The organism is Rhizobium sp. BK602, assembly GCF_014195095.1.
Lineage (GTDB): Bacteria > Pseudomonadota > Alphaproteobacteria > Rhizobiales > Rhizobiaceae > Rhizobium.
Map to the genome: position 1 here is coordinate 216,847 of NZ_JACIBC010000004.1, position 22,077 is coordinate 238,923.

Below are 22,077 nucleotides of genomic sequence, written 5' to 3' on the forward strand. Positions count from 1 at the left end.
ACAAGCCTCGTCACGAAAGATTGCGGTCGCGGAGGGCAAATTGCCTCCTATGATCGCGCGGTCGCTTGTGATCTAGTGCGGCTGACCCGACCCATGATTCAGCGAGACCCGACCATGCCTTCGGAATACAATCGCAGCTTTCAAACGCCCCGGCGCGAAGAACTCGGTCTTTCCACGCTTACCAACAATGCCGGCCTTTCGGCGTCCGTCCTGCCGAACGGCACGCTGTTTTCCATCGATTTTTCCGATCAGCAGGGCGGCGTGATGATCAATCAGGTGCTGGGATCGCCGGCTTACGGCGGCATCGGCCGGATTTACCTGCGCATCGGCGGCGCACAGCCCGCCGTCGCCGAAATCGTCGGCCCAAAGGCGGCCGTATCCTTCGGCCATGACGAAACGGCTTTCGCATGGAGCGGCGAAACCGCCGGCATAAGCCATACGGCGCGGCTGCAGTTTCACCCCAGCGACAGCGTCTGGTTCTGGCAGGTCTCATTAGAAAATAAGGGACAGGAAACCGTCCCGCTTGATCTCGTGCTGATCCAGGATATCGGCCTCGGCGACCGGGGCTTCCTGATGAACAGCGAGGCCTATGCCTCGCAATATATCGACCATCACATCGCCAAGCATCCGACCTTCGGGCCTGTCGTGATGAACCGGCAAAATCTGAAGCAGGGCGGCGGACGCAATCCCTGGTTGGCGCAGGGTTGCCTTGACGGCGCGGCCGGCTATGCCACGGATGCGATCCAGTTGCTGGTGCCGGCGCATGTCGACGACACCCCCATCGTGCCGGGTTTCGGCGAAAACCTGCCGAGCATACGCCGGCAACATGAGGTCGCCTGCCCGGCGATCCAGTCGAAGCCGTTGACTCTCGCTGCAAAGGCCGTCCAGGCTACGACCTTCTTCGGCCTGTTCGTGGCCGACCACCCCGCCGCCTCCGGCGATGCCGACCTCGCGCGTCTCGATGCCCTTCCCAAGGCGCTCGGCCAATTGGTCGAGACGGAGATTGCCGGCGCCGCACCGCTGCGCAGTCTGGTGCAGGATGCCCCACTGCTTCCGACCGAGCCGCTGGACCCGGCGGCGATCGACCGGCTCTATCCCGAGCGCCTGCTGGAAGAGCGCGTGGGCGGCGAGCTCTATTCCTTCTTCGTACCGGACGGTACGCTCAACCGTCACATCGTGCTCCCGGAAAAGGAACGCGCGGTGGCACGGCGTCATGGCGCCATCGTCCGCAGCGGCCAGAACATGCTGCTCGACGACCGGACGCTGGCGGCGACCTGCTGGATGCAGGGCATTTTTGCGGCACAGCTCACCATCGGCAACACCTCCTTCCACAAGCTGTTCTCGGTCTCGCGCGATCCCTACAATCTGACGCGGGCGAGCGGGTTGCGCATGCTCGTGGATGTCGGCGACGGCTGGCGCCTGCTCGGCGTGCCCTCGGTATTCGACATGGGCTTGAGCGATGTCAGGTGGATCTACAGGCTCCCCGGCCGCACCATCACGGTGACGGCGGCCGCCTCCGGTGACGATCCCGCCATGCAATGGGATGTCACCGTCGAGGGCGAGGCCTGCCGCTTCCTGGTCTTCGGCCATATCGTACTCGGCGAGCGCGATTATGAAGCGGTGACGAACATCACCATCGACACGGTGGCCAAGCGGATATCCTTCCGGCCGCAGCCCTCCTGGCTGTGGGACCGCTACCCGCAGGCCGCCTATCATCTCGTCACTTCGACGCCCGACGCATTCGAAGCGATCGGCGGCGACGAACTGCTCTATGATGACGGCATCGCGCGCAACGGCCCCTTCATCGCGTTGCGGTCTCGCCCGACCCAGGGCTTCCGCTTCGCCGTTACCGGCTCGATGGCCGATGCGGCAGCGGGCGAAACGCTTGCGGCACGCTATCAGACAGGCGTCGACAGCCAAGAGATGCTCGCACCCGCGCAGCACTTCTGGAACCATGTGACGCGCGGGCTGCGCATCGAGGGCGATGGTCCCGATGTCGCCGCGCAAGCCGTCATGCTGCCTTGGCTGGCGCATGACGCCATCGTGCATCTGAGCGTACCGCACGGGCTGGAGCAATATACGGGTGCGGCCTGGGGAACGCGCGATGTCTGCCAGGGACCGGTGGAATTCCTGCTGGCCTATGAGCATGACACCGAGGTGAAAGAGGTCCTACTCTCGGTCTTTTCCGAGCAATATCGTGACCGGGGCGACTGGCCGCAATGGTTCATGCTCGATCCCTATGCCAATATCCGCGCCGGCGAGAGCCATGGCGATATCGTCGTCTGGCCGCTGAAGGCGCTCTGCGATTATATCGAGGCGACCGGCGATATCGCTTTCCTCGCCGAAACCGTGCCCTGGCGAGCCGACGACACCGTGGAGCGGACCGCCGAGAAGGCGACGATTTCCGAGCATGTCGAAAAGCTGCTCGCCACCGTCCGCAGCCGCTTCGTGCCCGGCACCAGCCTCATCCGCTACGGCGAAGGCGACTGGAACGACAGCCTGCAGCCGGCCGATCCGCATCTGCGCGACTGGATGGTCAGCAGCTGGACCGTGTCACTGCTCTACGAGCAATTGCTGCGCTACGCCGCGATCCTAACGCTCGCGAGCCGGGACGAGGAGGCGCAGTCGCTGAAGCAGACCGCCGCCGCCATGCGCGACGATTTCAATCGCCTCCTGATGCGCGACGGCGTCGTCGCCGGCTATGGCGTCTTCGATCCGAGCCATGACGGCGTGGAGCTGCTGCTGCACCCGAGCGATACCCGCACCGGCCTGCATTATTCGCTGATCGCGATGACGCAGCCGATGCTAGGCGGCCTGTTCACGCCGGAACAGCGGCACGATCACATGAGACTGATCAAGGAAAACCTGCTCTTCCCGGACGGTGTACGGCTGATGGAAAAGCCGGCGACCTATGCGGGCGGGCCGGAAACGCTGTTCCGCCGCGCCGAATCCTCCTCCTTCTTCGGCCGTGAGATCGGGCTGATGTATGTGCACGCGCATCTGCGCTACTGTGAGGCGCTGGCTCTGGAGGACGACGCGGAGGGCGTGTGGGCGGCACTGGCGCTCGCCAACCCGATCGCCGTCAGCGACAGGCTCGACCACGCGTCGCCACGCCAGCGCAACACTTATTTCAGCAGTAGCGACGCGGCCTTCGACGACCGCTATCACGCATCGTCCGACTGGGATCGCGTCAAGGCCGGCGATATCGCCGTCGACGGTGGCTGGCGCATCTATTCGAGTGGTCCGGGCCTCTTTACCAAGAGCCTCGTCGGCAATGTCCTTGGCTTCAAGCGCCATTTCGGCCAGCGCATCCGCAAACCGCTCTTGCCGGCATCGGTTACCGTTTCCAAGGTCGACCTGGATTTCGAAGCATGATTGCAAAGGGGAGCCGTTTCAGCGGCTCCCCTCGCATGCTCAACTAGGCGGCCGCGTCCCAGACCGGCGCGAGGCCATCGGGGCTGACGATCCGCCCGCTGGGCTCAGCCAGCCAATGGATCGCCGCCATTTCTTCCGCCGTCAGCTCGAAGTCGAAGATCGCCGCATTTTCCTGGGCGCGGGTCTCGGAGACCGTCTTCGACAGCACGGCCAGCCCCTGCTGCACGATCCAGCGCAGGACGATCTGCGCGACTGATTTGCCATGCTGGCCGGCGATCGCCTTCAACACCGGATCATTCAGCACCTTGCCATCCGCCATGGCATAATAGGCGGTGACGGACATGCCGAGGTCCCTGGCCATCTCGATCACCGGCGACTGATCGAGATAGGGGTGATACTCGACCTGATTGGTGACGAGCGGCAGCTCGCTGAGTTCCGCCGCCTCCGTCATCAAAGCCCGATTGAAGTTGGAAACGCCGATATGGCGGACCTTGCCGGCCTTCGCGACCTCGTTCAGAGCGCCGATCTGTTCGGCGAGCGGCACGGCATCGTTCGGCCAATGGAGAAGGAGCAGGTCGACATAGTCGGTCTTCAGCTTCTTCAGGCTGTCCTCGACCGAAGCGATGAAAGCATCGTGCCGATAGTGCTCGACCCAGACCTTGGTGGTGAGAAACAGATCGGCGCGGGCAAGGCCGGAGCGCCGGATGCCGTCGCCGACCTCGGCCTCGTTGCCGTAGATCTGGGCGGTGTCGATATGGCGATAGCCGTTATCGAGCACATACGAGACCATGCGTTCGGTATCGGGACCCGGCATGCGGAAGGTGCCGAAACCGAGGGTGGGAATGGAGGCGCCGTTGGCGCTGACGAATTGCATGGGATTTCCTTTCGGTAGCAAGATGATCAGGCGGCGCAGGAAGCGGCCTGGCCCGCCGGAGCCGAGCGTCGGTCGAGCGCGCCGCTCCAGAGGGTGAGGACGAGCGCGGCGGCAACCAGGATCGCACCGACCCAGGGTGTGGCGCCGAGACCGAGCGAGGATTCGACCACCAGCCCGCCGATCCAGGCGCCAGCGGCGATACCGAGATTGAAGGCGGCGATGTTGAGTGCCGAAGCGACGTCGACGGCGGCGGGGCGAACCTGGCGCGCGAGCTGGACGACATAGAGCTGCAGGCCCGGCACGTTGGCGAAGGACAGGAAGCCGAGGGCGGCCAGCGTCGGAATGGCGAGCCAGGGCGAGACGGCCGTGAAACTGAACAGCACGAGCACGATCGCCTGGGCGACGAAGAGCCCCGTCAATGCCTTCACAGGATTGGCATTGGCAAGCCGCCCACCGACGACATTGCCGATGGCGATGGCAACGCCGTAAAGCACCAGGATCAGGCTGACGGCGGAGGCGGCGAAGCCGGTGACTTCCTGCAGGATGGAGGCGAGGAAGGTGAAGGCGACGAAGGTGCCCCCGTAGCCGAGCGCCGTCATGGCGAAGACGATCAGCAGACGGCCGCTGCCGAGGACGCGAACCTGCTCGCCAATGCCGGCCGGCGGTGCCTTTTTCAGGCTGGACGGCAGCAAGAGGGCGATACCGGCAAAGGCGATGACACCGAGCACGGCGACGGCGGCGAAGGTGGCGCGCCAGCCGAAGGTCTGGCCGATGAAAGTGCCGAGCGGCACGCCGGTGACGATCGCGACCGTCAGGCCCATGAACATCATGGCGATCGCCGAGGCGCGGCGGTTTTCCGGCACGAGATCGGCCGCAATCGTCGATCCGACGGAGAAGAAGACGCCATGAGCGAAGGCCGAAAGCACCCGGGCGACGAGCAGCGGTGCGTAGCCGGGGCTCAAGGCCGCCATGCCGTTGCCGACGACGAAGAGCGCCATCAGACCGAGCAGCAACGGTTTGCGCTCGATGCGGCCGGTCAGCGCGGTGAGGATCGGCGCGCCGAAGGTGACGCCGAGGGCATAGACGCTGACGATGAGGCCGGCGAGCGGCAGGGTGATGTGAAGATCGCTCGCCACCGTCGGCAACAGGCCGACAATGACGAATTCGGTGGTGCCGATCGCATAGGCCGCGATCGTCAGGGCAAAAAGAGCGAGTGGCATGGGATGACCCGTTCGAAAAAGGCAGCCGGACTACGGGCTGCGCTGGTTCTTGTTCGGGCAGAATATGGGGCCAAGACATTCATTCGATAATCGTCTATATAAACTCAACACTTGTGAATTGAATTCAAAGCAGTGAGGCGAGCGGATGGACAATCGCGCCGGTGAGATGGATGTCTTCGTCCGGGTGGCGGAGCTTCGCAGCTTTTCGGCTGCCGGACGGAAATTGCGCCTGTCGCCCTCCGCCGTCAGCAAGCTCGTCACCCGGCTGGAGGACCGGCTCGGCACGCGCCTCCTCGTTCGCACCACGCGCTCGCTGCAATTGACGCCGGAAGGCGAAGTCTATCTCGAACGGGCGCAGGCGATCCTCGCCGATATCCAGGAGACCGAGCGCATGGTTGCCGCCGGCGGAGCGGCGGTGCCCCGCGGCCGGCTGCGCGTCAGCGCCTCCGTCGCCTTCGGCGTCCGTTGCCTCGTCCCGCTCATTCCCGATTTCCTGATGCGCTATCCCGAGATCGAACTCGATATCTCGCTGACCGACAGCGTCATCGATATCGTCGGCGAACGCGCCGATGTCGCCATTCGGGTCGGCGCGCTGCGCGACAGTTCGCTCAAGGCCCGCAAGCTGCTGGACAGCCGCCGCGTCATCGTCGCCTCGCCGGCCTATATCGAAAGGATGGGTCTGCCGGCAACGCCGGAAGAACTCGACCGTCACAATTGCCTGACCTTCAATTTCCGGCCGACCGCCGAGGGTTGGCCGTTTCGCGATCCGCGCACCGGCTCCCAATTCGTGAAACCTGTCTACGGCAACCTGCAGGCCAATAACGGGCCGACGGTGCGCAGTCTCTGCCTTGAAGGCATGGGTCTTACCCGTGTCGGCCGGTTTCATGTGCAGCCCGATATCGATGCCGGGCTACTGGTGCCGGTGCTCGAAGATTTCAATCCGGACGATATCGAGCATATTCACGCCGTTTATGCCGGCCACGACCATCTCGCCACCCGCATCCGCGCCTTTATCGACTTCCTGGTGGCGCGAATCGGATAGAACCTCCCTGAAACCGCCAGCCCGAGAACAAGATTTGGAAACCGCGCTTTACTTGCCCATCAAGACCTTCCTGGAGACGGCCGGCTATGCCGTGAAGGGCGAGATCGGCGGCTGCGATCTCGTCGGGCTCAGCGATGGCGAGCCGCCGGTCGTCGTCATTTGCGAGCTCAAGCTGAGCTTCAATCTCGAACTTATCCTGCAGGCCGTCGACCGGGCCCAGGCGAGCGACGAAGTCTGGATCGCCGCCCGCGTCTCTGCAAAAGGCAAGGGACGGGAAGGCGACCGGCGTTTCCGCGATCTCTGCCGCAGGCTCGGCTTCGGCATGCTGTCGGTTTCCGACAGCGGCGCGGTCGATGTCATCGTCAGCCCGGTGGCGCCGATGCCGCGCAAGAACCTTCGCAAGCGCGTCCGTCTTGTCGACGAACACCGGCGGCGCAAGGGCGACCCGGCGCTCGGCGGCAGCACGCGCGCGCCGATCATGACCGCCTATCGCCAGCAGGCACTCGCCTGCGCCGCCGCCATCGTGGCCGGCCAGCAGCGCCCCAAGGATATGCGCGCCCAGGCGCCCAAAGCGCCGCAAATTCTGCGGGACAATGTCTACGGATGGTTCGAACGCCTCGATCGCGGCATTTACGGCCTGACCGAACTCGGCGCGGAAGCATTGAAAAGATGGCCGGCGCCTGAACAATAAATATGGAAAAATTCCGGCGAATTACCATTAAATTTCGGTAATATTCTTAAATTTACGCAATAAAAACATGATCAATATTTAATTTGTAAAAATCGATCGGCGTATCATATTAACAACCAGCGCCAATCGATCTTTATACTTTGCATTCATCGTCAAGAGACTGAAGCAGAGCTCCCGCAAAGAGTTGGCGCCCATTCATTCGACGCCTGTCCCGGACATGGACAAGACGCCATATCGCCAACGATCTCGCAAGGGACTTTTGCCATGTCATCTCTTCTTCGCAAACATCGAACCGCAGCCATCGTCGGAGCGGCCATTGTCGTCGGCGCCGGCGCGCTGCCCTTCGCCTTCAACACGCCCGCGGCCGTCGCCTCGGCCGCCGAACCGGCCGGCATCGTCGCGCCGGGCGGCTCCTTCGCCCCCATCGTCGACGCCGACAAGCCGGCGGTCGTGACCGTCACCACCACCATGAAGGCCACCGACACCAGCGCGGACGCCGGCGACTCGCCGATGGACGAGCAGTTCCGCCAATTCTTCGAAAACCAGGGAATTCCCTTCCCGCACCAAGCGCCGCAGCATCGCGACAGCCAGCGCGCCATGGCGCTCGGTTCCGGCTTCATCATCAGCCCGGACGGCGTCATTGTCACCAACAATCACGTCATCCAGAATGCCACGGACATCAAGGTCACGCTCGATGACGGCACCGAACTGCCGGCCAAGCTTCTCGGCGCCGATGCCAAATCCGACCTCGCCGTCCTGAAGATCAAGGCGCCGAAGCCGCTGGCGACCATTGCCTGGGGCGATTCCGACAAGCTGAAGCTCGGCGACCAGATTCTCGCGATCGGCAATCCCTTCGGCATCGGCACGACCGTCACCGCCGGCATCGTCTCGGCCCGCGGCCGCGACCTGCACAGCGGACCCTATGACGACTTCATCCAGATCGACGCGCCGATCAACCACGGCAATTCCGGCGGCCCGCTGGTCGACCGCGAGGGCAATGTGGTCGGCATCAACACCGCCATCTATTCGCCGAACGGCGGCAGCGTCGGCGTCGGTTTCGCCATCCCCTCGGATCAGGCCAAGGAGATCGTCGCCAAGCTCGAAAAGAACGGCTCGATCGACCACGGCTATCTCGGCGTCGCCATCCAGCCCGTCACCGCCGATGTCGCCAATGCTATGGGCCTCGCGCAGCCGCAGGGCGCGCTCGTCGCCAATGTCAACGACGACACGCCGGCCGCCCGCGCCGGCATCAAGACCGGCGACGTCGTCACCGCCGTCGGCAACGAGACCGTCAAGACGCCGAAGGACCTGTCGCGCCTGGTCGCCGATCTCTCGCCGGGCGACAAGCGCTCGCTCACCCTCTGGCGCGACGGCAAGAGCATGGATGTCAACGTCACCATCGGCGGCAATGACGACGGCAAGCAGGCCGCCAACGACAGCGGCGACGGCAAGGTCCAGCCCTCCAGCCAGCCGAGCCTCGGTGTCGGCCTCGCCAACCTGACGCCGGATCTACGCCAGCAGTTGAACCTGCCGCGCGGCGCCGAGGGCGCTGTCGTCGCCAGTGTCAACCCGGACAAGCCGGCCGCCGCCGCCGGCATCCAGACCGGCGACATCATCGTCTCGGTCAACGACCAGCCGGTCCATAGCGCCCACGATGTCCAGACCGCGGTCGCGCAGGCCGGCAAGGCGGGCCGCAAGTCCGTGCTGCTGCTGATCGAACGCGGCGGCGACAAGACCTTCGTCGCCGTGCCTTTCTCGGCCGCGTGACATCGAGCAGATTACTGACAACCCCGCTTCCGGCGACGGAAGCGGGGTCAACTATTTTCCAACACCTCCCTGCCCCGCTTCAAAACTTACCATTTCCACAGAAGACACGTTTCCGCCTCGGTAATGATCTTTTTGTCCAAACTCTGCCGCGGTGATGATAAAGAAGAAGGGCGGCGGCGGATGCGAACTGTCCGCCCGGCGGGCCGAACGCCCGCCGATCATGGTAACGACAGGGCTTCAGGACTTTGGACGGGGCTGAGCGGCGGCAGGAGTTGGAGTGACCGATCCATACGACATTCTCGGCATCGGGCGCGATGCGAGCGACGAACAGATCAAGGCGGCCTATCGCAAGCGGGCGAAGGCGGCACATCCCGATTCCGGCGGCGATACCGAAGCCTTCGGGCGGCTGCAGAAAGCCTATGAACTGCTGCTCGACCCCGTGCGCCGCAAGCTCTTCGACGATACCGGCTATGATGTCGAGCTGACCGACGCCGTCGACCTGCAGGCGCTGGTCGCCATCGAGAAGCTGATCACCGACATGGTTCTGGACGAGCGCGAGCCCGGAACCTTCGATCCGGTCGCCCATATGCGTGCCAGCCTGGCCGAGGAAATCCGCAAGGCGAATTTCAGCAAGAGCGAGCTGGAGCGTCATTCCGACCGCATCCGCCTGCACCTGGACCGGCTGGGAGAGCGTCCGAGCAAGGATGTCGTCGGCCATATGCTGCGCGCCCGCATCAAGGCGATCGCCACCGCGATCAGTGAAACGGAAGCCAAGATCGACGCCACGGAACGCGCCTGCGACATGCTCAACGGCTATCTCTATGTTGTTGATGTGCACGAGGACTCCGACGAGGAAGACGACGCGCTGGAGCTGGAGTGGGACGAGGCAGCCGGGGCGCGCGCCGCCGCCCAGTAAATCCCGCCAGACAGCGTGATCCGACGCCGGAACTTTCCATCGGCAACCGGGTTGTCCTTCCGCCACGATGTCGAAATCCGAGGCCGTCGTTCGACCAGTACCGGCCCACGGAACGATCAGGGAGGATATCATGATCAACGAGGATGGTTATGTGCCGGCCGCCGAGCTGGCGCAACGCAACGGCGCACGTTTTCCCAACGAGAGCGTCGAATACAGGCAGGCGCGGGACGCCCTGCTGGCCGAGGAGATCGAACTTCGCCGCCATATCGAGCGCGTCGCCGTCATGCGGCGCGCGCTGCCGTCGGGCGGCAAGATCAAGAAGAACTATCAGTTCATCAGCCCGGACGGCCCGGTCGAATTCGCCGATCTGTTCGACGACAAGGAAAGCCTGCTGATCTACAGCTACATGTTCGGCCCGGAACGACCACGCCCCTGCCCGATGTGCACATGCCTGCTGTCGGCGCTCGACGGAGAAGTGCTCGATATCGAACAGCGCATGGCGATCGCCGTCGTGGCACGCTCGCCGATCGAACGGCTGATGGATTTCCAGCGCGAGCGCAGCTGGCGCAGCCTGCCGCTCTACTCCGATCCGACCGGCGACTACAGTCGTGACTATCGCGCCCTGGGGCCGGGCGGCAGCGACGATGCGGCCATCAATGTCTTCACCCGCAGGGATGGCACCATTCGGCATTTCTGGAGCGAGGAGATGGGGCCCGTGACCGCCGATCCCGGACAGGACCCACGCGGAGCACCCGACCTCATGCCGCTCTGGACCATCCTTGACATGACGCCGGAAGGACGGGCGAGGGATTGGTATCCGAAGCTTTCCTACGGGCGGAACTGACCGAGCGGGCAGAGGAAAAGACCGATCACGACACTCCTGCGGCAGGCACGACGAGACCGCCAGGATAGCCGGCTGCCTGTCAATCCGCTCCAGCCGCGGCCCGCTTGTCTCGCCCTTTCGCAGCACCCGCGGGGATGACAGCAACCTGCTCGTCAGCTATAAGGACCATGCGACTCGTGAGGGAGGTTCGTCAGATGAGAGATTTCGGCATCCATCAACGCTGAGCAGCGCTGCCGATGCGGGCTGCTTTGGCCCATCCTTGTCTGATCATGACTTCTTCCATGCCCACGGAGGGCATCCATGTTACGTCGCTTCTTCTCCTATTACGCGCGTTATAAGACGCTGTTTTTCCTCGACTTCGGCTGCGCGGTCTTCGCCGGCCTGCTGGAGCTGGGCTTTCCGCTGGCGGTCAAGCTCTTCGTCGATCAATTGCTGCCGAGCCGCGACTGGGGGCTGATCGCCGCCACCGCCGCGCTGTTGCTTGCGGTCTACGCGCTGACGACCGGCCTGACGGCGATCGTCAACTATTGGGGTCATGCGCTCGGCATCTCCATCGAAACCGACATGCGGCGCCAGGCTTTCGAGCACATTCAGAAACTCTCCTTCCGCTATTTCGACAATAACAGGACGGGGCATCTGATCACCCATGTCACCAAGGACCTCGAGGAGGTGGGCGAGATCGCCCATCACGGCCCCGAGGACCTGTTCATCGCCATCATGACCTTCATCGGCGCCTTCCTGCTGATGTTTTCGGTGCATTGGAAACTGGCGCTGCTGACGACGACCATCGTGCCCTTCATGACCTGGCTGGTCAGCCGCTATGGCGCGAGAATGACCCTGAATTCGCGCAGCCTGTTTCGTAAGGTCGGCGATTTCAACACGCGCATGCAGGAAACCGTCGGCGGTATCCGCGTGGTCAAGGCTTTCGCCAACGAAGGATACGAAAGCCAGCTCTTCGCCAACCACAACGAGGACTACAAGGCCACCAAGCTCGACGGTTACGCCTACATGACCGCGAGCATAGCCTTGAGCTATTTCAGCACGCGCCTGGTGCAGCTCCTCGTCATGATGGCTGGAACCTGGTTCGTCATATCGGGCGAATTGAGCTATGGCGGCTTCGTCAGCTTCCTGCTGCTGATCAATGTCTTCTTCCGTCCGATCGACAAGATCACGTCGGTGATCGAGACCTACCCGAAGGGCATTGCCGGCTTCAAGCGCTTCCTGTCGCTGATCGATACGGAACCCGACCTTGCCGACCGCCCGCACGCGATCGCCGTCGATCGTCTCAAGGGCGATATCGTCTATGACGACGTCAGCTTCGGCTATTCCGATCAGGACAGGATCTTCGAAGACCTGAACCTGACGATATCCGCCGGTGAAACGGTGGCCTTTGTCGGCGCGTCGGGAACGGGCAAGACGACGATCTGCTCGTTGCTCCCGCGTTTCTACGACGTGACCGCCGGCAGCATCAGCATCGACGGCATCGACGTTCGCGACATGACACAGGCTTCGTTGCGCAGCCAGATCGGCATCGTGCAGCAGGACGTCTTCCTGTTCGGATCGACCATTCGCGAGAACATCGCCTATGGCCGCCTCGGGGCATCCGATCAGGAGATCATGGAAGCGTTGCGGCGCGCCTCGCTCGACGAATTCGTCTCGTCCCTGCCCGATGGCCTCGATACGCCCACGGGCGAACGCGGCGTCAAACTATCCGGCGGGCAGAAGCAGCGCCTCGCCATCGCCCGCATCTTCCTCAAGAACCCGCCGATCCTCATCCTCGACGAAGCGACATCGGCGCTGGACACGGCGACGGAATACGCCATCCAGCAAGCGTTGGCCGATCTGTCGAAGGGGCGCACGACCCTGGTGGTGGCGCACCGGCTGACCACCATCCGCAACGCCGACCGCATCATCGTCATGGGCACGAACGGCATTGTCGAGCAAGGCACCCATGCCGAACTGCTGGCGCGCGGCGGCGCCTATGCCCGGCTTCACAATGCCCAGTTCAGCGCCTTCGCATGAAGCGGTGACGAGGAAGACGCTGGGGGAATGACGGATACCCGGATGTCTGCCGGCGCGGTTGCCGGAAGCGCATCTGGTGCCGATTTCCCGTGGCATCTCAAGCATCGTCGTTACGGCAAGGGGAGAAGGGGAATGAAGAGAGTTGCATCCTGTTCCTGCGGCGCGCTGTCGATCACCGCGCAGGGAGAGCCCGTGAAAATCGCCGTATGCCATTGCCTGTCGTGTCAGCGCAGGACCGGCTCCAGCTTTGGCGTCGCGGTGTTCTATCCCATCGACAGGGTCGAGCATTCCGGCAGATCGAGCCTCTACGAGCGGCTTGGCGACAGCGGCAAGCCGCTGACCTTCCATTTCTGCCCGAACTGCGGCTCCACCGTTTTCTGGTTCCCTGCCTTCCGTCCCGGCCTTGTCGCGATCGCACTCGGAACCTTCGAGGACAAGCAGGGGCTGGCGCCCTCCCTCAGCGTCTACGAGGATCACCGCAGCCCCTGGGTCGCCGTCGAGATCGAGCGGGATTGAGCCCGGCCGCCAGATCAGGACGGCTGCAATGATCGATTGAGCGACGCTAGCAATTGCCGTTTGGCGGCCTCGAAGGACGCGGCCGCCCGGTCGCGCTTCCTCGGCAGGTCGATCCTGATCTCATCGAGGATGCGGCCCGGCCATGGCCGCATGACGATGATCCGGTCCGCAAGCACGAGCGCCTCGTCGATATCATGCGTCACCAGCACCAGCGTCGGGCGGGTCTCCGACCAGATGTCGAGCAGGTGATCCTGCAGATCGGCGCGCGTGAAGGCATCCAGCGCCGAAAAAGGTTCGTCGAGAAGCAGCACCTCCGGCCGGGTGACCAGCGCGCGGGCAATCGCCACCCGCTGGGCCTGACCGCCCGACAGCTCCTTCGGCCAGCGTCCGCCGAATTGTTCAAGACCGACCTTTTGCAGCGCGGCCTCCACCCGCCGCCGGCGGTCGTCACCGTCGAGTTCGGCAAGGCCGAAACCGACATTGTTGGCAACGCTCAACCAGGGAAGCAGGCGCGGCTCCTGAAAGATCAGATTGATCAACGGATGCGGCTTGGTGACCCGTTCTCCGTCGAGTTCGACCGTTCCGTGGCTGGGACTTTCCAAACCGCTGATCAGCCGCAGCAGCGTGCTCTTGCCGCAGCCGGAGCCGCCGATCACGGCGACGATCTCGCCCGGAGCGAGGCTAAGTGAAAAGCCCTCCAGCGCGCGTACGCCGTTCGCATAGGTCTTTGCCAGGTTTCGCAGCGTCAGCATCGGCTCATCCCTCGCGCCTGTAACTGTCCTGCCAGGTCAGAAACGGTGTCGTTGCCGCCAGCAGCAGGCTGTCCGTCAACTTGCCGATGACGGCGAAGGTGATGATGGCGGCCATGATCTGGTCCGGCTTGCCCAATTGCTGGCCGTCGACGAGAAGATAGCCGAGCCCCTCCGAAGCGCCCATGAACTCCGCCGCCACGACGAACATCCAGCCGAGGCCGAGACCGGACCGCAACGCCGTCACATAGGCCGGAAAGACCGCGGGCAGCATGACCCGCCGCACCAGCGCGAAGCCGGACAGGCGAAAGATGCGCCCGACCTCGACGATCTTGCGATCGACCGACAGGATGGCGCCCGACACGCCGAGATAGACCGGAAAGAAGACGCCGACCGCGATCAATGCCACTTTCGACGCCTCGAAAATCCCGAACCAGAGAATGAACAGCGGCACCCAGGCGATCGATGGGATAGAGCGCAGCGCCTGCAGCGACGGATCGATCAGGCGGCGTGCCAGCCCGAAATAGCCGGTCACGGCCCCGGCAATGGTCGCGGTTGCGGCGCCGATGACGAAACCGAGGAAGACCCGGATGCTAGTGATCACGATATGATTGGGCAATTCGCCGGATTTCCAGAGCGCCCACAGGGTCGCGGCGACCCTGGATGGCGGCGGCATGAGGCGGCCGGAAAACCAGCCGGCCGCAACGGCGATCTCCCAAAATACAAGGCCCAACGCCGGCAGCAGGATAGCCACCGCCATCCTGGCGCCCAACCCATAAAAGGTCGACGCCGCGACCGGGCGCGGCGTTTCCGTTTCCGTCTTGATGCCAGTCTCGGCCAAGTCCGTCATGGCGATGACAAGCGCTCTCTTACTGCGTTTTGCCGACCGCGAAACGATCGTCGATCAGCTCGTTGGTGACCTTCTGGATATCGACGTCGGCGGGCAGGACACCGGCGCTCTGCAGCGCGAGGCCTGCTTTCGAAATCGTGTCGCGCTGCTGGTCGCCGATGGTGGATTGCGAGATATCGGTGCGCTCGAGCTGCTTGGCGATGACCGCGCCCGGCAGCTTCGCCGCTTCCACCAGCGCCGCCTTTAGTGCCTCGGGATTGGCGATCGCATCGGCACGTGCCTGCTCGTAGGCGGCGATGACCCGCTTGACGATATCGGGATGCTGGGCGGCAAATGTCTCGGTGGTGTTGAGCACGCCCCATGTGTTGTTCTCCGGCTTGCGATAGAAGAGCTTCGCCTTGTCTTCCACCTCGGCCGCCGCCATCAGCGGATCGAGACCGGCCCAGGCGTCGACATCGCCGCGCAGAAGCGCCAGCTTGCCGTCGGCATGCTGCAGGAGAACCAGTTTCACATCCGACTGTTTCAGCCCGGCATCGGCCAGGGCGCGGACGAGGAAGATATGCGGATCGGTGCCGCGGGTGACCGCGATCGTCTTGCCCTTCAGGTCCTGGACGGTGGAAATTGGGCTGTCGGCGCGGGTGACGAGCGCCGTCCATTCCGGGCGCGAGTAAACATAGATCGACTTGACCGGATTGCCGTTGACCCGCGCGATCAGCGCCGCCGCGCCCGCCGTCGAGCCGAAATCGATCGAGCCGGCGCTCAGGAATTCCAGCGCCTTGTTCGAGCCGGCGGACTGCACCCAGCGGATGCTGATCTTGTCCTTGGCGAATTCCTTTTCCAGCAGGCCTTCCTTCTTCAGAAGAAGGCCGACCGGATTATAAGTCGCCCAATCGATCCGGATCTCCGAAAGATCGGCGGCGTGAGCCGATGCAAGTCCCAACCCCAAGACAACGGCGACACCCACCATCGCCGAACGAAACAAACCCATATCGATCCCCAATTCTTTGGCATTGCCAATTGACATTGGAGGCAGCCTACGGACCGGGTGGCGGCACGTGAAAGCTATAATGTCTATTTCTATGGAATTTGTAGAAATATTTTTCTCAATACCAGCGGTGACGATGCCGCCGGCGACAACCGAAATCCGACGCTCAACATGGATTGCCTGCGATCTCAGCCGGGAAATGCCGGGAAACGCTCCCGTCATTTCCCGGCAAGCTACATCGGCTCGGAGAGTTACCTGACCGAGATCACGCGACTTCCGCGGACAGGCGCTCGAAAATCGGCCTCAGCCGCGGATGGCGGCCGCTGGGTGGATGCTGGATCTCGACGGTACGGCCGATCTTCTTCTGCCGCTTCAGCCATTCGCGCAGCGTTTCCGCGCAGGTATGATCGAGATAATGCAGATTCTCGCCGGCGATACGCACCTTGTGGCTGGCGGGAAGCGTCTCGAGCATGTTGAGGAGCACCGGCACATCCTTGCAGGTCGCGACCCCACCGAGCGTCAGATGCACCGTTTCGGCATCTTCCAATCGGTCGATGGCGAGCTTGCGCCGCAGATAGGGCAGGATCTCCAGGATCGACAAGGCCAGGCCGAGCGCCACGCCGACGAGCAGATCCTGTAGCACCACCATGGCAACGGTGGCCGCCCAGATCCCGACCGGAACCCAGCCGTGATGATCGAAGAGATGGCGGACGTGATGAAGGCTGATCAGCCGCCATCCGGTCACGAGAAGGACCGCTGCGAGCGCCGTCAGCGGCACCAGGCTCAGCAATTGCGGCAGGAGCGCCACCAGCCCCAGGATCCAGACACCGTGCAGAACGGCCGATGCCCGCGTGCGCGCCCCCGCCTGGATATTGGCCGAGGAGCGCACGATGACGCCGGTGATCGGCAGGCCACCAAGGAAGCCGCACAGGGCATTGCCGATCCCTTGCGCGAACAGTTCCTTGTTGAAGCGCGTCCTGACGCCGTCATGCATGCGATCCACCGCAGCCGACGACAGCAGCGTCTCGGCACTGGCGATGACGGCAATGACCAGGGTGGTGATGATGATGCCGGGCTGCAGCATCTGCCCGAAGCTTGCCAGCGTCGGCGACGAAATGCTGTCGATCAGCGAGGCGGGAACCTCGACCCTTGCGATCGGCAGCTGCATGGCGGCGGTCAATACCGTTCCCGTGGCAACGCCGATGAGCGCGCCGGGCACCAGCGCCAACGATTGCGGCCGGAATTTTTCCCAGCCGATCATCGCCAGCAGGGAGATCAGGCCCACCAGCAGGGCGACCGCCTCCTTGGTCAGGCCGCTCCCCCAGATGCGCCCGAGCGTCCTCTCCATGGCGGTGACATTCTCGATGCCGCCGGCCGCCGGCTGGGCGCCCATCAGCACATGCACCTGCCCGAGAATGATGAGGATGCCGATGCCGGCGAGCATGCCGTGAACGACGGCGGGCGAGATCGCCCGGAACCACGAGCCGATCCTCAGGAAACCCGCGAGGATCTGCAGCAGCCCGGCGACGACCAGGACCGGGCCGAGCATGACAACGCCATACTGCGCGACAAAACCGAAGACGATCACGGCAAGACCGGCGGCGGGGCCGGACACCTGCAGGGGCGAGCCGGCGAGCAGGCCGACGACGATCCCGCCGACGATGCCGGAGATCAGCCCCATGGCGACGGGCACCCCGGACGCGACGGCGATGCCGAGGCAAAGAGGGATGGCGACAAGAAAGACGACCAGCGACGAAGCGACGTCACGCGATAGCGTGGAATTGTTGTTCATGGCGCTACTCCCCCGCGATGGCGGCGGCCGCCTGCGGCACGACCTGCCGATGACCGCGACCGGTCACCGCAACCGGCAAGGGCCTGTCCTCGTCTATCTGGGTAAAACTCGCGGCAACGCCGTCATAGACCTGCACCTCCCCGGTTTCGATATCGAAGAACCAGCCGTGCAAGGTCACATCGTTGGTCGCAAGCTTGGCCGCGACGGACGGATGGGTGCGTAGATGGTCGAGCTGGACGACGACGTTTTCCATGGCCACGGCCCGTATCTTCTGGCGCTCGGGCAAATCGCCCGGATAGGCCTCGCAGACGATCGAATGGGCGGCATAGCTGTGCTTCAGCCAGGCGGCGACGTTCGGCATCGGCTTCAGCAATTCCGGGCAGCAAAGCCCCTTCATGGCGCCGCAATCGGAATGGCCGCAGACGATGATGTCGCGAACCCCGAGTGCCACGACGGCATATTCGATAGCCGAGGAGACGCCGCCATTGGCGGTGGAAAAGGGCGGGACGATGTTGCCGGCGTTGCGGCATACGAACAATTCGCCCGGTCCGGACTGGGTGATCGTCTCCGGCATGACCCGGCTGTCGGCGCAGGAAATCATCAACGCCTGCGGCTGCTGCCCCTCCTGTGCCAGCCGGCGATAGAGAGCGGAATGGTTCGGAAAGACAGCGCCACGAAAACTCGAAATACGCTTCAGCAAATCATTCATTGTCTGGTCCTTGTGTTGGGAGCCGGACAAAAGGCTGGGGGTGCACCCTAGCCCGGCAAATTAGCACATGCATATTTGTGCAAGTGCGAGATAGGAAAGCTTGCCGGGAAGAAAATGACTGGACCGTTCATTAGACGGCGCTAAGGAGTCAAAAGAATGTGAGCATATTGTGAGATAATTTCGCTTGATCCGCAGAACCCCGTTCTACGGCGCGGCAAATGGCGGTTGGCTGCCGGAGCAAGGGCGGTGCGATGCGGATTCTTGCCGCGATCCTGAAATTTTTCAATGATTGCAATGCGTTGATTCAATAACAACTATACAGAGTATCAAGCAACACTTCACGCAATGGACGAATGAGCCGATCATTCCGTATCCACCTGCCCCAGGCATGGCGACGAGAAAAGCTATCCTGGCCATGTCCGTCGATCATCGCCGGGACATCGGCTTCGGGCCCGGATGCCGATGCTGCAATTGCGTTTAGGAAACTCGCCACCGAGGCTGCAACGGCTCGATCGACGTCCTTATTGGTAAGATATACCTTACTTAACGAGACAGCAGGCCGGTGGCATCGATGGTAGATGCCAATCGGCCTCGGCATATCGCCGAGGCCGCTCGAAACACATTTTGCAAGTGTCTCAAAGATACCGCCGGGGATTGGCGGCGCGGTAGAAGGTGTTGATGAGGGTATTGATGTCGAAGACCGGCAGGCCGGATTCTTCCGCCACGAAGGAGGTGAACGGGCACATATTCGTGCATTCGAACAGGATGGCTCCGGGATTGGGACATGTCTCCATGAACTCCCGCGTCATGGCAAGCATCTCGTCCTTCAATATGTCCGTGTCCAATTCCGTTCGTCCGCCGATATAGGTGGCCGGGAACTGCGCGTCCGGCTTCATGCCCTGGATCTGCGTCGGAATGGTTTCCATCGACCAGCCCACGCCCTGGAAATGCCTGTCATTCATGTGATGGGCGCGCTCGGTGAAGACGCCGATGATCTTGCCTGGCGGCAGCATTGCGTGGATGAGCGGAGCTTGCAGCAGGGCGGAAGTGAAGACCGGGATATCGACCGCCGCCGCGATCTGCTTCTGGAACGGCGCCAGAAAGCCGCAGCTCGTGGTGATCGCCTTCACGCCCTCGGCCTCGAGTTCCCGCGCCGCCTCGATGAAGGGAGCGATCAGCGCCGCGTCGGGGTGGTCGCCCATGATCCTCTTTGCAAACGCGCCCTTGACGGTCTTGTATCTCACCGGAAAATCATAGGAACAGGCATTGCCGATATCGCCGGGCGGACGGGGAAAGACCGTATCGAGCATGAGAATGCCGATGTCCTGACCGTAATTGGTGAATCCGCCTTTCATAAGCATGGTCGTCTCCATTGTCCGTTGTGGTCGTTTCGCCGAGGCGGACATTCACTCGACGAAACCGAGCAGCTGCCCCCTCCGCGCATTTGCCCGATGCCGCTCAAACCGCCCTATCGGAAGCGGGCGGCGGCGAAGGGCGTGGGATCGAAAGGCGGCGCCTTGCCGGTGATGAGACTGGTGACCAGCTCCGCCGTGATAGGCCCGGCGGAGAGGCCGATATGACCGTGTCCGAAGGCATGGACGACATCGTCGCTCGCGGAGGAACGCGAAATGACGGGCAGGCCGTCCGGCGTCGACGGGCGATGACCGTACCAGCGCGAAATCCTGACATCCGCCTTTCCTCCGGCAAGACCAGGATAGGTGCGCAGCAGGTGCTCGCACAGAATGTCGGCCCGCCTCCAGTCTGGGCCGGCGTCGGTGCTTGCCAGTTCGACCTGGCCGGACGCGCGCAAGCCGCCGGTCGTCATGACATTTGCCATCCTGCCGTCGGAAGGCATCACCGGACGGCGCAGCACGATGGCCGGGCTTGAAAGTTCGACGTGATAGCCGCGCTCGCTTTCCAGCGGCACCCGGTCGCCGGCACGTTTCGCCAGCACCCGCGAATGAATGCCGGCGGCGATAACGGCTGCGTCGCAGGCAATCGTTCCGGTATCGGTCAGGACGGCCTTCAGCCGGCGATCGGCAAATGCGAAATCCCTTGCCTCGGCCCTCATGACGGCAACACCCTCGCGCTTCGCCTGCGTGACGATCTCCGCGACATAAGCGCCGGGATCGGTGCAATGGCCCCCAGCCTCGACGAAGGCCGCGAAGGCATAGGAAGCGTCCAGCGCCGGCTCCATCTCATGCAGTTCGCTTGCGCAAAGCTCGCGCCAGGAAACCCCGTTTTCACGCCGCAGCCGCCATGCCAGGCCGTCCGCCTCGAAGGCGGCGCGATCGGGATAGGCGTAGATCAGCCCGTCACGCCGGATTCGTTCCGGATGTCCGCAGCTGGCCGCAAGCGCGGCGTGGCGAAGCGGGGAATCGCCGACGAGCTCGCGGAGCACGGAGGCGGTGCGCCTTACTTTTCCGAGCGAATGGCCAGACTGGATAAAGCGCAGGAGCCACGGCGTCAGCCGCGCGAGATGGCGCCAGCGGATCGTCAGCGGACCGTTGGGATCGAGAAGATAGCCCGGCACCTTCCTCCAAAGACCCGGCATGGACATGGGGATGATCGAGGCCGGGCTCAGGAAGGCGCCATTACCATAGCTCGCCGCCTGCATGCCGCCCGGCTCGCCCGGTTCCAGCAGGGTGACGCGCTGCCCGGCCCTTGCCAGAGCGAGCGCGCTGCAAGCGCCGACGATCCCCCCTCCGATGACGGCGATATGCTTCGGTTCCGACGTCATCGGGTACCGTCCTTCGCTTTCATCCTGCCTATTTCCATTCGCATTTTTCATTCCACCTCCGGCAAAGCCGAAACTCGAAAACCGGGCTCTTCATGATCATTCTTCATGGGACATCCATGCTTTTCGCAGGGCGCAACGCGACCCGTTCCGCGCCGCGAATTGCGGGCAGGTCATCGTTTTCGGCTGAACTGCATTCGTTTTTAGGGGAGGCCAAGCCCCCCGTGAAAATGACTGAGGAAGCTCTGCGTCGCCGGATGCGAAGGATTTTCGATCACCTGCCGCGCCGGGCCTTCTTCCACCACGCAACCGTCGCGCATGAAGATCACGCGGTCGGCGACGTCGCGCGCAAATGCCATCTCATGGGTGACGAGCAGCATGGTCATGCCCTCGGCCGCTAGAGAGCGCACCACCGCCAGGACTTCACCCACCAGCTCCGGGTCCAGGGCCGAGGTGGCCTCGTCGAAAAGCATCACTTCCGGCTTCATCGCCAGCGCCCGCGCAATCGCGACGCGCTGCTTCTGCCCACCGGACAGGCTGTCGGGCCTTGCCTGCGCCTTGTCGGCGAGCCCCACCTTGGCCAGCAGCTCGCGCGCCTGGATGCGCGCTTCCGCCTTGGCAACCCCCAGAACCGTCACGGGGCCTTCCATCACATTCTCCTCCACGCTCATATGCGGAAAGAGATTGAAACTCTGGAAGACCATGCCGGTGCGCGCGCGAAAAGCCGCCAGCTCGCGGTCGCGCGGAACGGAATAGGGCTTGGAAAAATCCTTGGCGTGATCGCCGACCCGGATGAAGCCCTCATCCGGCACGGTCAGCAGATTGATGCTGCGCAACAGCGTCGATTTTCCCGATCCGCTCGGCCCGATCAGCGCAACGACGCTGCCCTTGTCGACGCTCAGCGTGATGTCTTTCAGAACTTCGAGGTGGCCGAAGGACTTCTTCACGCCGACAAGCTCGATCATCTTGGTCTCTGACATGCGATCCT

The 22,077-nt window shown here is 63.3% G+C and carries 18 protein-coding genes; 8 read left to right on the forward strand and 10 right to left on the reverse strand.

Going from position 1 to position 22,077, the window contains the following annotated elements:
* Positions 1-114: 114 nt before the first annotated feature.
* Positions 115-3,375: a cellobiose phosphorylase gene (locus FHX11_RS14740; RefSeq protein WP_184358389.1), complete on the forward strand. Its 3,261-nt coding sequence runs from the start codon at positions 115-117 to the stop codon at positions 3,373-3,375.
* A gap of 43 nt (positions 3,376-3,418) precedes the next feature.
* Here FHX11_RS14740 and FHX11_RS14745 read toward each other — a convergent pair whose 3' ends face one another.
* Together FHX11_RS14745 and FHX11_RS14750 are read right to left on the reverse strand one after the other, a co-directional pair.
* Positions 3,419-4,249: an aldo/keto reductase gene (locus tag FHX11_RS14745; RefSeq protein WP_184358390.1), complete on the reverse strand. Its 831-nt coding sequence runs from the start codon at positions 4,247-4,249 to the stop codon at positions 3,419-3,421.
* A gap of 26 nt (positions 4,250-4,275) precedes the next feature.
* On the reverse strand, positions 4,276-5,469 hold the full coding sequence (locus FHX11_RS14750) for an MFS transporter (protein ID WP_184358391.1): 1,194 nt from the start codon (positions 5,467-5,469) through the stop codon (positions 4,276-4,278).
* A 145-nt stretch (positions 5,470-5,614) separates the two neighbouring features.
* Here FHX11_RS14750 and FHX11_RS14755 point away from each other — a divergent pair, with 145 nt between their 5' ends.
* From FHX11_RS14755 to FHX11_RS14785, 7 genes are all read left to right on the forward strand, one after another.
* On the forward strand, positions 5,615-6,511 hold the full coding sequence (locus FHX11_RS14755) for a LysR family transcriptional regulator (RefSeq protein ID WP_184358392.1): 897 nt from the start codon (positions 5,615-5,617) through the stop codon (positions 6,509-6,511).
* A 34-nt stretch (positions 6,512-6,545) separates the two neighbouring features.
* Positions 6,546-7,202, forward strand: coding sequence for a DUF2161 family putative PD-(D/E)XK-type phosphodiesterase (locus tag FHX11_RS14760; protein ID WP_184358393.1), 657 nt, complete (start codon positions 6,546-6,548; stop codon positions 7,200-7,202).
* Between the two features lie 264 nt (positions 7,203-7,466).
* Positions 7,467-8,969 (forward strand): DegQ family serine endoprotease, encoded by a 1,503-nt coding sequence (locus FHX11_RS14765; protein WP_184358394.1) that lies wholly within the window; start codon positions 7,467-7,469, stop codon positions 8,967-8,969.
* A 277-nt stretch (positions 8,970-9,246) separates the two neighbouring features.
* On the forward strand, positions 9,247-9,885 hold the full coding sequence (locus tag FHX11_RS14770; RefSeq protein ID WP_184358395.1) for a DnaJ domain-containing protein: 639 nt from the start codon (positions 9,247-9,249) through the stop codon (positions 9,883-9,885).
* A gap of 130 nt (positions 9,886-10,015) precedes the next feature.
* On the forward strand, positions 10,016-10,729 hold the full coding sequence (locus tag FHX11_RS14775) for a DUF899 family protein (RefSeq protein ID WP_184358396.1): 714 nt from the start codon (positions 10,016-10,018) through the stop codon (positions 10,727-10,729).
* A gap of 300 nt (positions 10,730-11,029) precedes the next feature.
* A complete protein-coding gene (locus FHX11_RS14780) occupies positions 11,030-12,751 on the forward strand; it encodes an ABC transporter ATP-binding protein (protein ID WP_184358397.1) in 1,722 nt (573 codons plus the stop codon).
* A 132-nt stretch (positions 12,752-12,883) separates the two neighbouring features.
* Positions 12,884-13,267: a GFA family protein gene (locus FHX11_RS14785; protein ID WP_184358398.1), complete on the forward strand. Its 384-nt coding sequence runs from the start codon at positions 12,884-12,886 to the stop codon at positions 13,265-13,267.
* 14 nt (positions 13,268-13,281) lie between these two features.
* On the opposite strand, the gene FHX11_RS14790 is transcribed toward FHX11_RS14785, so the two are convergent.
* The 8 genes from FHX11_RS14790 to FHX11_RS14825 form a co-directional block, all read right to left on the reverse strand.
* Positions 13,282-14,019, reverse strand: coding sequence for an ABC transporter ATP-binding protein (locus FHX11_RS14790; protein ID WP_184358399.1), 738 nt, complete (start codon positions 14,017-14,019; stop codon positions 13,282-13,284).
* A gap of 4 nt (positions 14,020-14,023) precedes the next feature.
* Positions 14,024-14,866, reverse strand: a complete 843-nt coding sequence (locus FHX11_RS14795) for an ABC transporter permease (RefSeq protein ID WP_184358400.1) — start codon at positions 14,864-14,866, stop codon at positions 14,024-14,026.
* Positions 14,867-14,885: 19 nt separating this feature from the next.
* On the reverse strand, positions 14,886-15,854 hold the full coding sequence (locus tag FHX11_RS14800; RefSeq protein WP_184358401.1) for an aliphatic sulfonate ABC transporter substrate-binding protein: 969 nt from the start codon (positions 15,852-15,854) through the stop codon (positions 14,886-14,888).
* Positions 15,855-16,116: 262 nt separating this feature from the next.
* Complete coding sequence (locus FHX11_RS14805; protein ID WP_184358402.1) at positions 16,117-17,643, reverse strand: SulP family inorganic anion transporter; 1,527 nt, start codon at positions 17,641-17,643, stop codon at positions 16,117-16,119.
* 4 nt (positions 17,644-17,647) lie between these two features.
* A complete protein-coding gene (locus FHX11_RS14810) occupies positions 17,648-18,352 on the reverse strand; it encodes a carbonic anhydrase (RefSeq protein ID WP_184358403.1) in 705 nt (234 codons plus the stop codon).
* A gap of 635 nt (positions 18,353-18,987) precedes the next feature.
* Complete coding sequence (locus FHX11_RS14815; protein WP_184358404.1) at positions 18,988-19,713, reverse strand: aspartate/glutamate racemase family protein; 726 nt, start codon at positions 19,711-19,713, stop codon at positions 18,988-18,990.
* Positions 19,714-19,820: 107 nt separating this feature from the next.
* On the reverse strand, positions 19,821-21,092 hold the full coding sequence (locus FHX11_RS14820; RefSeq protein ID WP_184358405.1) for an FAD-binding oxidoreductase: 1,272 nt from the start codon (positions 21,090-21,092) through the stop codon (positions 19,821-19,823).
* Between the two features lie 200 nt (positions 21,093-21,292).
* The gene (locus tag FHX11_RS14825; RefSeq protein ID WP_281411601.1) at positions 21,293-22,069 is read right to left on the reverse strand and encodes an amino acid ABC transporter ATP-binding protein; all 777 of its coding nucleotides are present in this window, start codon (positions 22,067-22,069) and stop codon (positions 21,293-21,295) included.
* Positions 22,070-22,077: the final 8 nt, after the last annotated feature.